Source organism: Bacillus cereus group sp. MYBK220-1, assembly GCF_051916445.1.
GTDB lineage: Bacteria > Bacillota > Bacilli > Bacillales > Bacillaceae_G > Bacillus_A > Bacillus_A cereus.
In genome coordinates, this window is record NZ_JBQAGQ010000002.1 from 297,441 (window position 1) to 312,213 (window position 14,773).

Genomic DNA, 14,773 nt, shown 5'->3' on the forward strand with positions numbered 1-14,773 from the left:
GAATATAAAATGAACCAATTAAAAGGAATTCACCACGTTACAGCGATTACAAGTAGTGCAGAAAAAAACTATGAGTTCTTCACTCACGTTTTAGGGATGCGTTTAGTTAAGAAAACAGTAAACCAAGATGACATTCAAACGTATCATCTATTCTTTGCAGATGATAAAGGTAGTGCCGGAACAGATATGACATTCTTTGACTTCCCAGGTATTCCAAAAGGAGTACACGGTACAAATGAAATTTCAAAAACTTCATTCCGTGTTCCGACTGATGCAGCGTTAGCATATTGGGTAAAACGTTTTGACCGTCTTGAAGTAGAACATACAGGAATTAAAGAGCAATTTGGTAAGAAAACTCTTTCTTTCGTTGACTTTGATGACCAACGCTATCAATTAATCTCAGATGAACTTGATAAAGGGATCGAATCAGGTACACCATGGCAAAACGGACCAGTTCCATTAGAATATGCAATTACTGGTTTAGGGCCTGTATTCATCCGTATTGCAAACTTTAATTTCTTCAAAGAAGTGTTAGAAAAAGTTTTATTATTTAAAGAGGTTGCGCAAGAAGGAGAATTCTATTTATTTGAAGTGAATAAAGGTGGAAACGGTGCATCTGTCATCGTAGAACATAATACAGTTCTTCCTGAAGCACAACAAGGTTTTGGTACAGTGCACCATGCGGCATTCCGCGTAGAAGATCGCGCTGTATTAGAAGAATGGATTGAGAGAATCAGTAGCGTAGGGCTTCCTTCATCGGGTTATGTAGATCGTCACTTCTTCGAGTCATTATACGCAAGAGTTGCACCACAAATCTTATTTGAATTTGCAACAGACGGCCCAGGATTTATGGGAGATGAGCCATACGAAACACTTGGTGAAAAATTATCTTTACCTCCATTCCTAGAGCCAAAACGTGAAGAAATTGAAAAATTAGTTCGTCCAATTGATACAGTGAGAAGTACGAAGGAATTTATTAAAGAGTAAAAATAGAGCAAGTAGTTTTAGCGGAGTGCTGGAACTGCTTGCTTTTTTATTTATTCTAGTGATTTTTCTGACAATTGTTTCTCAAGTTATTAAAAAGGAAAACTTTGGTATAATTAATTGAAATATTTAATTTTCTGATAATTGTTTTTCAATGCATAGAAAAGGAGTGGTAATATACAATTTTGATAATTGTATAAAAATCCTAATTTTGTAATTTTGGAGAAAAGGGGATGCGAGTGTATGGGAGCAGATGTAGTAACGCGGGAGCAAATGAAACATTCTTTAGATGATTGGTATCGTGTAATGTTGCAGCAAAACATAGAGAAGGCCACAGAAATGAAAGAGGAGATTGAAAGTAAGATTAGTGGGTTGGATGTGGATCAGGAGGTATTGCTTTATCATGCGTTGTTGAATTTTAGATATGATGCATTAGTTGATTGGATTTCAGTTAGAGAAGATAGTTTTGATAAAGTGGAATCTTTCGAAATTCCAACAGAGGGCTTTTTAGCTTATTATTATCACTTCTTTAAAGGGTTTCATTGCACATTAATTTCAAATTATAACGAAGCGAAAGAACAGTATGAGCAAGCTGAGAAGTTATTGAAATATATTGCCGATCCGATAGAACATGCGGAGTTTAATTATCGTTATGGATATCTTTATAACCAATCATATCAACAAATGTTAGCGATTGATCAAATAAAAACAGCAAAAGAGGTTTTTTTTAAACAACCAGGTTATGAAATTAATCTTGCGTTGTGCGAAAATATGTTAGGGTTGTGTTATATTGATTTACAACAATTCGAGTTCGCTGAAGAAACGTTTAATACAGCATTGAATGTTTTCCAACAAGTTAATCATGAAAAATATATATTAATGGTTAGAAATAATTTAGGTTTATTGTACGCGAATCAAAATTTATCTGAGTTAGCTATCCGTCACTTATCAGAAGTAACAAAGAAATCTCCTAATCATTTTCGAGCACTATACTTGGAATCAGACGAATACCTAAAACTAAATGAATTAGAAAAAGCAGAGTCGTTAATAAATAAAGGGTTACGTATTTGTAATCAGTTAAAAAATCAAGAGTATCAATACCGATTCATGATTTTAAATAAAATGAATGCGACTACTGGTGAGTTTGAAAATGTTATTTTAGATGCGATTTCTTATTTTGAAAAAGAAGAATTATTTGATTGTATTCAAGAGTATACGGAACGCTTAGCAGATAAATTTTATTATGAAAAAAATCATGAAAAATCTAGCGAATATTATCATATGAGTAAAGAAGCAAGAAAAAAACAAATGATAAAAGGAGCGTTAAAATAATGAAAAAAATTGTATTAACGGTAATAGGGTTCGCATTTACTTTATCTCTAGGATTTCATGATTTTAATTCAGTTGCACTTAATAAAGGGGATGGTGGCGGAGCACCAGCAAGACCAGACTACATTAACATTGGCGACACAGGCGGAGCACCAGCAGATAATAAAGGCGACGGCGGAGTAAGCCAACTATAGTAACAAAGAAAGGGATTTCAACATGAAGTCCCTTTTTCTATTTTCAGGCCATGTAGAGAAAAGAATTGACTTACTTTAAATGTGTAACTATAATAGTTACAGAACAACCATTAGTAATAGAAATGAGTTATATTTTTTTAGTTTAATTGTAACTGTTGCGGTTACAATTAAAAAGAGAACATAAAATAACCAAAAAATGTAAAAACTTTTAAATAGCAACAAGAGAAAGGAGACGGGAACTTTGAAAAGGTTTAAGTTTTATATGATTAGCGGTATTGTGCTCGTTTTGTTAATTGTTTGTAACTTCGTTGAGAAGCCGATTGCGAAGGTTGGCGAAGTGAAAGATACTGTTATGATGAAGCTGAATACGAAAGAGAGTATGGCGCAAATTGATGGACAGACGATTTATTTTAAACAAATTGGTGAGGGAAAACCTCCTTTACTTATGTTGCATGGGTTTGGTGGTTCTTCTGATGGGTTTAGTGATATTTATCCGGAACTAGTGCGAGATCATACGATTATTGCGGTTGATATTTTAGGGTTTGGGCGTTCTTCTAAGCCGGTTGATTTTCAGTATTCGTTTCCTGCGCAAGTGAATTTATATTATAAGTTAATGAAGAAGCTCGGATACGATCAGTTTGCGGTGCTCGGCCATTCAATGGGCGGAGAGATGTCCCTTAATTTAGCGTATTTATATCCGGATGCAGTGACGCATCTCATCTTGGCGGATTCTACAGGGATAGAGTCTTTCCAGCAAAAAGAAAGTTATGAAGTACCACCGCTATCGACGGACTTACAAACTGTAACTGAGATTGCGAAGTATAATAAAAGTGAAGTGAAAAATAGTCGTGATGATAAAGAGCATTATGATCAGCTTACGAAAATGAGAGAGCGCCGCATTGCGATGGAAGCTGATAAAATTAAGGTACCGACTTTAATTATATGGGGACGACACGATAAAAGTGTTTCTTGGAAAAATGGTGAACTGTATCATGAGCTATTTGCGAATAGCACGTTCCACATTATTGAAAAAGGATACCACGCACCGTTTCGTCAAGAACCAATTGAGTTTATGGAATATGTACAAGCATTTTTCGCGAAGCATCCACAATAAAAATTTTAAGCATAAATCCACTTCTTTCCTCATAAAGTGAAACTAATAAGGCTTGTCTAAGGAAAGGAATGAAGTGATTTGGAAACTTTACCATGGTGGGTTTATCTTGTAATTGTCGGGATTGTACTAAGTGGCTACATGGTTTTATATACTTCGAAAAAAGAGCAAGATATGGATAATGAGTTTATCGAAAAAGAAGGCGAAGTGTATATGAAGCGCTTAGAAGAAGAGCGCGAGAAACGTAATCAGGATAGTGATAAAGATTCGGTATTGCTTTAATAGAAATTTTGAAAGGCTACCACCTAGTAGGATTTTACATCTAGGTGGTAGCTTTTTTCTTCTGGGGGAGCAGTATATGTTCATCAAGCTAAGGTTATATTAGTTTAATTTTACATGTATAAGAGAGTCATCATAAACTTTTATTGATGGCATTTATATATATTTTTCCTCATAAGAATGGAACTAGCGGGGATTTTACTGGGGGGGATTAACAATGCATAGGGATGAAACTTCATTACATCCTGATACAGGCGTTACGTCTGTAATGTTTGTTGAGCGTTCATTAAATGAAATTCGTTTTTGGTCTAGAATCATGAAGGAGCATTCTTTTTTTCTTCGATTGGGATTTAGATGTGAGGATACTCAATTAATTGAAGAGGCGAATCAATTTTATCGGTTGTTTGAACATATTGAACAAATAGCGCATTCCTATACAAATGAAACAGATCCTGAGCAAATCAAAAGGTTTAATGCAGAAGTACAACAAGCCGCAACTAATATTTGGGGATTTAAACGAAAAATTTTAGGATTAATTCTCACATGTAAATTGCCAGGACAAAATAACTTTCCACTTTTAGTTGACCATACAAGTAGGGAAGCTGATTATTTTAGAAAACGTTTAATACAATTAAATGAAGGTAAATTAGATGCTCTTCCTGATGCTATTATTAAAGAAAATGTTTTCTTTTTAAGGATTATGGCAGACCATGCTAAATTTATTGGCCATCTTCTTGATCCATCAGAAAGAAAGCTTGTAGATACAGCACGGAATTTTAGCAATGATTTTGATGAATTGATGTATCAAGCAATTGACTTAGAATCTATGAAACCACAATCCCAAACAGCTCCTCTTTTAGATCAATTTTTAGATCAAAATCGCGTGTCAGTTGCATCTCTTCGGGATTTTAAGAAAACAGCACGTGATTTAATTGAGCAATGTAAAATAAAGAGCATCATTCATCCATTATTGGCAGACCATGTTTTCCGTGAAGCTGATAGATTTCTTGAAATCATTGATATGTACGATGTTCATCTTACAAATATTCAATCACAACCTAGATATTAGAAGATAAGGAAAGATACTATTTTTCCTTAAGCTGAGAAGTTAACAATTTATTGTTAGCTTCTTTTCTTTGTGATTAAAATTTTCTTTTAAGGACTACATAAATCCTTTTGACCAAATATGTAATTCTTTGTAAAATGTTATATATGGAAAGATTATGAATATACAGGAAATCTATGGGTAGTAGATTTTAATAAATTACTCGGGGGAAATTTATTAATTAAGTATATTAACTTTTTCACATTAAATTTTACAACTAAAGGGGTAGTAGTAATCATGAAGGCAAAGAAATTAGTAAGTTTAGCATTACCAGTTATGTTATTGAGCGGTTGTATTACAATTGAAACTGATGGTAAGAAAGCTGAAACAAAGAAAGAAGAGACGCAAAAGGTAGAGAAAGAGAATAAGACTTCTGAAAAAGAGAGTAAGTCAACTGATAGCAAGAAAGAGGATAGCTTATCTGTAGCGAAAGGTGAAGGTACAAACAGTAGTTCATCAAGTAGTCAACCAAGTTCTTCTTCAAATAATTCAACTTCTTCACCTGGTAAGGTAACTGGTTCAGATGTTGAAAGGTATAAGGCAGATATCATAAACAGTGCTACTCAAATTGAAGATACAATGAAATTAATTGAAGGAATAGCAGATTCAGACGTAAAATCATACAAACAAAAGAAAAGTGAAGTACAACTAAGTTTAGGTGGAGCAAAGGCAACAACGAAGAAACTGAAGAATTTACAAGCGCCCCCTGAGTTACAGGGAGAACAGGCGAAGATAAAGCAATCGATGGAACTGTATGCGGATTGTTTTCAACTTCTCTTTGATGCATTGGACCAAGAAGACGAAAGTAAAATGCATCAATCAGTAAGTAAAGCACAAGAAGGTTCGAAACTGTTTGAAGAGGCAGCGAAGAGTATCGGTAGTAAAACCAACTAAGAATAAAGTATTTAAAGGGGTATTTGTAAGTGCAGTTGGTGCAAGTGAAGAGTTAGGAATTAGTTATGGAAACACATTACAAATTTATCAAATGGACGATAATGTTCGTATTCGATATGTAAAACAATAAATAATTGGTGAAAAACTCTGTAATAAATTTTACAGGGTTTTTTGTTAGTTCTAGTTTATTTTTTTGTCTTCCTAAGCGCTAAGCATACTAGTATAAGTTGAGAAATGAACAAAACGATAATGATAGGCAGATGATGTAACTCCATAGTAACTGTAACCATCTAAAGCCCAATTCATACACTATGATGGAGGCTTTTTACTTCATAACCGGATGAAAAAGGAGTGTAATCATGAAGAAACGTACTGTTAATGAAGCAGGAGGGAATGTGCCACAACCAATCCGCAGCGACGGAGCAGGTGCGATTGATTCTGGACCTCGTAATGTTATGCGGGATATTCAAAATCCAAATATGCTTGTTCCGCCTATAACGGATGCAGGGTTAGTTCCTAACTTGAAGTTTTCATTCTCGGACACTTCTATGATTTTGAAACAAGGGGGGTGGTCTCGGGAGATTACTGTTCGAGAACTACCGGTTTCGACGACGATTGCAGGAGTAAATATGAGTTTAACGGCCGGTGGAGTACGAGAACTACATTGGCATAAAGAAGCGGAATGGGCGTATATGCTTTTAGGACGGGCACGCATAACGGCTGTTGATCAAAATGGACGGAATTTTATTGCTGATGTTGGACCAGGTGATCTTTGGTATTTTCCGCCTGGTATTCCGCATTCCATTCAAGGATTGGAACATTGTGAATTTCTACTCGTTTTCGATGATGGACATTTTTCTGATTTATCTACTTTAGCTATTTCTGATTGGTTTGCGCATACGCCAAAAGAGGTGTTGTCGGCTAATTTTGGAGTACCTGAGAGTGCTTTTCGTTCTATCCCTTCAGATCAAGTTTATATTTATCAAGGAGAGGTGCCAGGTTCCCTTGAAAGTCAGGAAGTTCAATCACCGAAAGGAGAAGTTCCTTTAACATTTAAACATGAATTGTTAAAACAAAAGCCGATTAAGACGCCTGGTGGTAGCGTTCGAATTGTAGATTCCACAAATTTCCCTATTTCCAAAACAATCGCAGCAGCGCTCGTTGAGGTTGAGCCTGGTGGAATGAGAGAACTTCATTGGCACCCGAATAATGATGAATGGCAATATTATTTGACAGGGGAAGCGAGAATGACTGTGTTTCTTGGAAATGGTACCGCTCGTACATTTGATTATAGAGCTGGCGATGTCGGATATGTACCGTTTGCGACGGGGCATTATATTCAAAATACAGGTACCGAAACATTATGGTTTTTAGAGATGTTCAGAAGCAATCGTTTTGAAGATGTATCGTTAAATCAATGGATGGCACTGACTCCTAAAGAAATAGTGGAGAGTAATATACATGTTGGCCCGCAAGTAATGGATTCTCTGCGTAAGGAGAAGTGGCCTGTTGTGAAATATCCGGGGTTTTCATATAGTCCGAAAAGTGATGAGTAAAAATGAAAAATTGCGTTATTCTTTCTGGAGACTGATAAGAAGGGATGGCGTATTTTTTATGCCTAATCTATTCTTTATCCCGCTATTTGCCGGGTAGTAAGCCCCCTACCTCAAAATTCAGCTGAAGTAAAGAAGTTAGGTGGGGGGGCTGTCCGTAAAAGCCCGATTGGTGAGGGCTGATTAAAGTTTCACTTTATTAGTATCCATTCTTTGTATTATTGTTCGGGAAATTATTATTGGAGCATAGTATAGGGAAGATACATATAAAATAGCGCCATTATAAGCTGTAACGCATAAGTTGCGCAGGAAATGCAACGATAACTCGCTTTACTCTTCATCATTTATTTGAACATAAGGGGCATAGAGAGGTGATAAACACAGTATGATTTTTAGTGAGCGTTTAAAAGAAGAAAGGGAAAAAAGAAATTGGTCGCAAAATGATTTGGCTGAAAAACTTCATGTGAACAGGCAATCTGTTTCGAAATGGAGACGGAAAAGAACTATCCGAGCATTGAAATTATTATTCATTTAAGTGACCTGTTCGGTATTACGATGGATGAACTGCTAAGGAGTGATGAAGAATTGACGCAGAAAGTAATTGAAGATAGTAAGCAATTGGCGTATCCAAAATGGAAGGTGTTTTTGGATAGTCTATTTATGATAGGAGTATTTTTGTTTATTGCAAAAACCGTTGTATGGATGCTAAATAAGTTTGCTGGAGCAAGTATTACAATTGTAGCAGATGCGCCATATGTAATGAATCTTTTGCCCCTTGCATTCATGATTATAGGTGGTATAGGTTCCGATAAGTTGAAGAAAATATATAGATAAGGGAAAGATTTGAAAGAAATCCCCAACACTAGCTGTTCTTTTCACTTAAATTGTGTACTATAAAGGATAGGATGATATAAAGAAGGGGACATATAGAATGGAATTTCATGAACAAAAGATTTTGCCGGCAGTGAGGCAAATTAAAGATTTGGAAAAGCTATTACATAGTTCGTATGAGTATATCGTTATTTTAGATATTCATGTCGGTCAATTGAAGAGTGTTATATCACTTGCGAAGCAATATTGTAAAAAGGTGTTTTTACATGTGGATTTAATTCATGGTTTGCAGAGTGATGGGCATGCGACGGAATATTTATGTCAGGAGTTTAGACCGTACGGGTTACTTTCAACAAAGGCGAGCGTTATTATGAAGGCGAAGCAAAAAGGTGTTGTGGCAATACAACGCATCTTTTTAATCGATTCGAGTGCGATGGAGAAGAGCTGCAATCTTTTAGATAAAACGAAACCGGATTATATTGAGGTACTTCCTGGAGCATTAACGGACGTTATCGCTGAAGTGAAAGAGCGTACTGGTGTACCGATTTTAGCAGGTGGTTTTATTCGTACTGTAGAAGATGTGGAAAGAGCATTAAACGCTGGTGCGACAGCAATTACGACATCAAAACGTGAACTATGGAAACATTACCAAAAAAAGTGACGAAAATGTGAAAAAATTCTGTTGACACCGCTTTCATAAGAGGTTAACATTATAGACAAGTTAATAAACGTGACGGAGAAAAGAAGAGATCCACATTTCATTGTTTCTATATAAATTTATATAGAAGCGTGCAAAGCTGTGGGTCTTTTTCTTTTGACAAAAACGAATGGCCATTCATTTTACCTCTATCACATTTGGAAGCGTTTAAATTGATTGTGGAGGGATACTATGTCAGCATTTTTAGGAGAGTTAATAGGGACTGCGTTGTTAATCGTACTTGGTGGCGGCGTTTGTGCTGGTGTAAGTTTAAAGAAATCGTTTGCGAAAGATTCAGGTTGGATTGTTATTACAATGGGCTGGGGCTTAGCAGTAGCGGTTGCAGCGTATGCGGTTGGATCAATTAGTGGGGCACATTTGAATCCAGCTTTAACGATAGGATTAGCATTTAAGGGAGCGTTCCCATGGAGTGACGTACCAGGTTATATCGTAGCACAAATGATTGGGGCAATTATCGGGGCAGTTATCGTATATTTACATTACTTACCACACTGGAAAGAAACAGAAGATCCAGGAACAAAGTTAGGTGTATTTGCAACAGGTCCAGCAATTCCGAACACATTTGCAAACCTTTTAAGTGAAATGATTGGAACATTCGTTTTAGTATTTGGTATATTAGCAATTGGTGCAAATAAATTTGCAGATGGATTAAATCCATTTATCGTAGGTTTCTTAATTGTAAGTATTGGTTTATCATTAGGTGGGACAACAGGATACGCAATTAACCCAGCGCGTGATTTAGGTCCGCGTATTGCACACTTCTTCCTTCCGATTGCAGGAAAAGGCGGTTCAAACTGGAAGTATGCATGGATTCCAGTAGTTGGTCCAATTTTAGGTGGATCACTTGCAGGTTTATTCCATCAAGTTGTATTTGAAGGAAAACAAAATTCAGCACTTATTTATGTGATTATCGCAACTGTGATTGTACTAGCAATCTCTTATATGACAAGTAAAAAAAGCGGAAGCAATACAAATAGTAGAAAAGTAGCATAAGGGGGAAACCGATATGAAAAAATATATTCTTTCATTAGACCAAGGAACAACAAGCTCACGCGCAATTCTGTTCAATAAAAAAGGTGAAATTGTTCATTCAGCTCAAAAAGAGTTTACACAACATTTTCCAAAGCCAGGCTGGGTAGAGCATAATGCACAAGAAATTTGGGGATCTATTTTAGCAGTTATCGCAACTTGCTTAAGCGAAGCAGATGTAAAACCAGAACAAATCGCAGGTATCGGTATTACGAACCAACGTGAAACAACGGTTGTATGGGATAAAACAACTAGTAAACCAATTTACAACGCAATCGTATGGCAATCTCGCCAAACAGCTGAAATTTGTGATGAGTTAAAAGAAAAAGGTTATAGCGAAATGGTTCGCGAAAAAACAGGTCTTTTAATTGATGCATACTTCTCTGGTACGAAAGTAAAATGGATTTTAGATAACGTTGAAGGTGCAAGAGAAAAAGCAGAAAACGGCGATCTATTATTCGGAACAATTGATTCGTGGCTTGTATGGAAACTATCTGGTGGTAAAGCACACGTAACAGATTACTCAAACGCATCACGTACGTTAATGTTTAACATTCACGACTTACAGTGGGATGATGAGCTTCTAGAAATGTTAACAGTACCAAAGAGCATGCTTCCAGAAGTGCGTCCATCATCTGAAATATATGGAGAAACAATTGATTACCACTTCTTCGGCCAAAATGTACCGATTGCAGGTGTAGCTGGTGACCAACAAGCAGCATTATTTGGACAAGCTTGTTTCGGTGAAGGTATGGCGAAAAATACTTACGGAACTGGTTGTTTCATGTTAATGAACACTGGTGAAAAAGCAGTAGCTTCTGAGCACGGCCTATTAACAACAATTGCATGGGGAATAGATGGTAAAGTAAACTACGCATTAGAAGGAAGTATTTTCGTAGCAGGTTCTGCAATTCAATGGTTACGTGACGGAATGCGCATGTTTAAAGATGCAAGTGAGAGTGAAGTGTACGCAAATCGCGTTGAATCAACTGACGGTGTATACGTTGTACCAGCATTCGTTGGACTAGGAACACCTTATTGGGATAGTGAAGTACGCGGCGCTATGTTTGGTGTAACGCGCGGTACGACGAAAGAGCATTTCATTCGTGCAACGCTAGAATCTTTAGCTTACCAAACGAAAGATGTATTATGCGCAATGGAAGCAGATTCAGGTATTGAGCTGAAAACATTACGCGTTGATGGCGGAGCAGTTAAAAATAACTTCTTAATGAAGTTCCAAAGTGATATTTTAGATGTTCCTGTAGAGCGTCCAGTAATCAACGAAACAACGGCTCTAGGTGCAGCATACTTAGCTGGTCTTGCGGTTGGATATTGGAAAAACCAAGATGAAATTAAAGAACAGTGGCATATGGACAAACGCTTTGAACCAACGATGGAAGCGAAAACAAGCGAAGAGCTATATGCTGGATGGAAAAAAGCAATTGAAGCAACAAAAGCTTTCAAATAATCATAAACAGTGTTATAATGGTGACAAGTTAATAATTCGGTAGGAGATTTGGAGAGACCACAACGCGCTATAGAGGCGAAATCTATAGCGGAGTTTGTGGTCTCTTTTTTCGTTATCAAAGGGAGGAATTACCATGAAATTTTCAAGTAAACAACGTAAAGACGTATTAAACGGAGTAAATAAACAAGAGTTAGATGTGATCGTAATTGGTGGAGGTATTACTGGTTCTGGTATTGCATTAGATGGAGCAACACGCGGGTTATCAACAATTGTGTTTGAAATGCAGGACTTTGCAGCAGGTACATCAAGTCGTTCAACGAAGCTTGTACACGGTGGTCTACGCTATTTAAAACAACTTGAAGTGAAAATGGTAGCAGAGGTGGGTAAAGAGCGTGCGATCGTATATGAGAACGGTCCCCATGTAACAACACCAGAGTGGATGTTACTTCCGTTCCATACAGGCGGTACGTTCGGATCATTTAGTACATCAATTGGTCTTCGTGTATACGACTTCTTAGCAGGTGTAAAACGAAGCGAGCGCAGAAAGATGTTTAACCGTGAAGAAACGCTAAACAAAGAGCCTCTTGTAAAAAAAGAAGGATTAAAAGGCGGCGGTTACTACGTAGAATATCGTACAGACGATGCGCGTCTTACAATTGAAGTAATGAAAGAAGCAATTGAGCACGGTGCGAAAGCTGTTAACTACGCAAAAGTAGACAGTTTCTTATATAAAGATGGAAAAGTATGCGGTGTACGTGTAATCGATTTACTAGACGGTGAAGTGTACGAAGTTTACGGTAAGAAAATTGTAAACGCAGCTGGTCCTTGGGTAGATACACTTCGTGAAAAAGATAACTCGAAAAAAGGAAAAGTACTTCAGTTATCAAAAGGTGTTCACTTAGTAATTGATCAAAAACGTTTCCCATTAGGTCAAGCGATTTACTTCGATACACCAGATAAACGTATGGTGTTCGCGATTCCTCGCGGCGGAAAAACATACGTAGGTACAACAGATACGTTCTATGATAAAGATGCAGCTGTACCACAAATGACAACAGAAGATCGCACATACATCATTAATGCGATTAACTATATGTTCCCAAGCGTAAAAATTACGGAAAAAGACATTGAATCAAGCTGGGCTGGTGTACGTCCGTTAATTTATGAAGAAGGTAAGAGTGCATCTGAAATTTCTCGTAAAGATGAAATTTGGACTTCTGAATCTGGTTTAATTACAATCGCAGGTGGTAAATTAACAGGATACCGCAAAATGGCTGAAATGGTAGTAGATTACGTAACGAACTTACTACAAAAAGAAGGCCATAGTGCATATCCGAAGAGTACAACGAAACATATGCCAATCTCTGGTGGACATGTAGATGGTTCACACGGATTCCCAGCATTCGTTGCGAAAAAAGCTGGCGAAGGTACGAAATATGGTTTAACAACAGCACAAGCAGAAGAATTCGCGAAATTCTACGGCTCTAACGTTGACGTACTATTTGATTTAGCGAAAAAACATAAAGACGAAGCGAAAGAATACAACATGCCACTAGACGTTCTAATCCCGCTTGTATACGCAATGGATTATGAAATGACAGCAAAACCAGTTGACTTCTTCGTACGCCGCAGAGGCGCTGTATTCTTCAACATCCACTGGGTATACGAGTGGAAAGAAGCAGTAATCAACTACATGGCTGCGAAACTAGGCTGGAGCAAAGAAGAGCAAATGAAATACACAGCTGAATTAGAAAAAGCATTAACAGACGCTGTCATTCCTGTAGATCAACAAGAACAGGCAGCTGCGTTAGCGTAAAATAGAAAACCACCTGAAGGGGAGCCTTTAGGTGGTTTTTTTTATGGAATATTCTTCTAACTATATTGCATAACGACATATGTTGTTATACGATGTATATAAGGTGGTGGTATTGTTGGACAAAGAAATCTTAAAGGGAAGTATAGATATTTTATTACTTTCTATCATTGCAAAACGTGATACATATGGATATGAAATAGCCCAAAGTTTAAAGGATGCAAGTGAAGATTTGTATAGTATGGGGCAGGGAACTTTGTATCCTGCTTTAAAGAGATTAGAGAAAAAGGAGTTTCTTGAATCTTATTGGAATGAATCTGAGAATGGGATGAAAAGGAAATTCTATACTATTACAGATAAAGGGAAAAAAGAATTGCAGAAGAAAGTGAACTCTTGGGAGAGTGTAACAGCATTAATTCAAGCTTGTCAGAAAGGAGTTATTTATGAGTGAATTTGACGAGTATATTAAGTCTATTTTAGCCTATTCAGAACTTAGTGATATTGAACAGGATGAGTTATTTCTAGAAATGTATGATCACTTGAACAGTTTGAAAGAAGAATATATGGAACAAGGTATGAATGAAAAAGAAGCGATTTATAAAGCGATTCAAAGTTTTGGAGAATCAAAAGTTATTGGCGTAGAGATTAATAAATCGGTATACGAAGTTCCTAGGCCATTAAAGGTATTATCAAAAATTTTATGTATTCCTTATATAATCATTTGTTTTATTGTCTTTTTAGGAACATTTATTTCAACTTCTACATTTGACTCTGTTCGCAGTTTGACAGGTGGGACTGTCTATCATCCCATTGAATTTTGGCAGCGATTTTTACATATATCTGATTTAGAAACGTTATTACAACTTTTTGGAATAACACTTTGGCAAGTTAAAGATTTTATTGCACATCCAGGTCCTTGGGGAAACTCAACTTATTGGTTAAGCGTTTTACAACATATAATATTAGTAGTTCCATTCGGATTTTTCGTTCCAGTGCTCATTAATAAAGTGACTAACTATAAGAAAGCTCGTAAGTGGTATGTTATGACCTTTCTTGTTTGGGAGATATTACATTTACTAACTTTGTCTGATGTTTTTGATGTGTGGCGGATTGCTATAAATATGCTCGGTGCGTCGGTAGGATATCTTTTATTTATAAGCATGATACAAATAGATAATAAATTTAGGATAATGCGCAAGAACATATTTGAAAATTAACTTGCTATTCTGTAGTTTAAATTATACAAATTTAGTTTGATGGTAATAGAGTATTGCTGAAAACATAGGTGCTATGTAGTGAGGGGATTTTTTATATTCGTAATAGGTGTTGTTCCTTGTTTATTCATCCTGTTATGAAGCGGGTACATAATCCGTCTTTATTGGTGCTATAAATGATGAGAGCGGCACAGCTGAACTAGAAAAAGTCTAGAACAACAAGAACAGGCAGCTGCGTTAGCGTAAAATAG

Annotated in this window: 15 protein-coding genes and 1 pseudogene; all 16 read left to right on the top strand. The window is 36.6% G+C overall.

From position 1 onward, the window contains the following. Positions 1-9 precede the first annotated feature (9 nt). On the top strand, positions 10-987 hold the full coding sequence (locus ACTFRU_RS08415; protein ID WP_088859426.1) for a ring-cleaving dioxygenase: 978 nt from the start codon (positions 10-12) through the stop codon (positions 985-987). Between the two features lie 240 nt (positions 988-1,227). After that, complete coding sequence (locus ACTFRU_RS08420) at positions 1,228-2,316, top strand: hypothetical protein (RefSeq protein ID WP_290102218.1); 1,089 nt, start codon at positions 1,228-1,230, stop codon at positions 2,314-2,316. Then, positions 2,316-2,507 (top strand): hypothetical protein, encoded by a 192-nt coding sequence (locus tag ACTFRU_RS08425; RefSeq protein WP_229175409.1) that lies wholly within the window; start codon positions 2,316-2,318, stop codon positions 2,505-2,507. Before ACTFRU_RS08420 ends, ACTFRU_RS08425 begins: the two co-directional genes overlap by 1 nt. A 241-nt stretch (positions 2,508-2,748) precedes the next feature. Further along, positions 2,749-3,621 (top strand): alpha/beta fold hydrolase, encoded by an 873-nt coding sequence (locus ACTFRU_RS08430; RefSeq protein ID WP_152121445.1) that lies wholly within the window; start codon positions 2,749-2,751, stop codon positions 3,619-3,621. Between the two features lie 78 nt (positions 3,622-3,699). Then, on the top strand, positions 3,700-3,900 hold the full coding sequence (locus ACTFRU_RS08435; RefSeq protein ID WP_000449223.1) for a sporulation YhaL family protein: 201 nt from the start codon (positions 3,700-3,702) through the stop codon (positions 3,898-3,900). A gap of 214 nt (positions 3,901-4,114) precedes the next feature. Beyond that, on the top strand, positions 4,115-4,966 hold the full coding sequence (locus tag ACTFRU_RS08440) for a DUF2935 domain-containing protein (protein ID WP_000554479.1): 852 nt from the start codon (positions 4,115-4,117) through the stop codon (positions 4,964-4,966). A 273-nt stretch (positions 4,967-5,239) separates the two neighbouring features. Beyond that, positions 5,240-5,896: a DUF7018 domain-containing (lipo)protein gene (locus ACTFRU_RS08445; RefSeq protein WP_049107797.1), complete on the top strand. Its 657-nt coding sequence runs from the start codon at positions 5,240-5,242 to the stop codon at positions 5,894-5,896. Beyond that, positions 5,856-6,026: a hypothetical protein gene (locus ACTFRU_RS08450; RefSeq protein ID WP_012593158.1), complete on the top strand. Its 171-nt coding sequence runs from the start codon at positions 5,856-5,858 to the stop codon at positions 6,024-6,026. The genes ACTFRU_RS08445 and ACTFRU_RS08450 overlap by 41 nt, the downstream gene beginning before the upstream one ends. A 229-nt stretch (positions 6,027-6,255) precedes the next feature. Further along, a complete protein-coding gene (locus ACTFRU_RS08455; RefSeq protein ID WP_049107799.1) occupies positions 6,256-7,452 on the top strand; it encodes an oxalate decarboxylase family bicupin in 1,197 nt (398 codons plus the stop codon). A gap of 382 nt (positions 7,453-7,834) precedes the next feature. Next, positions 7,835-8,283 (top strand): annotated as a pseudogene (locus ACTFRU_RS08460) (helix-turn-helix domain-containing protein). A gap of 97 nt (positions 8,284-8,380) precedes the next feature. Further along, on the top strand, positions 8,381-8,941 hold the full coding sequence (glpP, locus tag ACTFRU_RS08465) for a glycerol uptake operon antiterminator GlpP (RefSeq protein ID WP_000394285.1): 561 nt from the start codon (positions 8,381-8,383) through the stop codon (positions 8,939-8,941). Positions 8,942-9,169: 228 nt separating this feature from the next. Further along, positions 9,170-9,991: a glycerol uptake facilitator protein GlpF gene (gene glpF / locus ACTFRU_RS08470; RefSeq protein ID WP_001272200.1), complete on the top strand. Its 822-nt coding sequence runs from the start codon at positions 9,170-9,172 to the stop codon at positions 9,989-9,991. Between the two features lie 13 nt (positions 9,992-10,004). After that, positions 10,005-11,495, top strand: a complete 1,491-nt coding sequence (glpK, locus tag ACTFRU_RS08475) for a glycerol kinase GlpK (RefSeq protein ID WP_000760009.1) — start codon at positions 10,005-10,007, stop codon at positions 11,493-11,495. A gap of 133 nt (positions 11,496-11,628) precedes the next feature. Continuing rightward, positions 11,629-13,311 (top strand): aerobic glycerol-3-phosphate dehydrogenase, encoded by a 1,683-nt coding sequence (gene glpD, locus ACTFRU_RS08480; protein ID WP_016122054.1) that lies wholly within the window; start codon positions 11,629-11,631, stop codon positions 13,309-13,311. Positions 13,312-13,426: 115 nt separating this feature from the next. Further along, on the top strand, positions 13,427-13,759 hold the full coding sequence (locus ACTFRU_RS08485) for a PadR family transcriptional regulator (protein WP_000356630.1): 333 nt from the start codon (positions 13,427-13,429) through the stop codon (positions 13,757-13,759). Beyond that, positions 13,752-14,525, top strand: a complete 774-nt coding sequence (locus ACTFRU_RS08490; protein ID WP_440037599.1) for a permease prefix domain 1-containing protein — start codon at positions 13,752-13,754, stop codon at positions 14,523-14,525. The genes ACTFRU_RS08485 and ACTFRU_RS08490 overlap by 8 nt, the downstream gene beginning before the upstream one ends. The last annotated feature ends 248 nt before the right edge of the window (positions 14,526-14,773 follow it).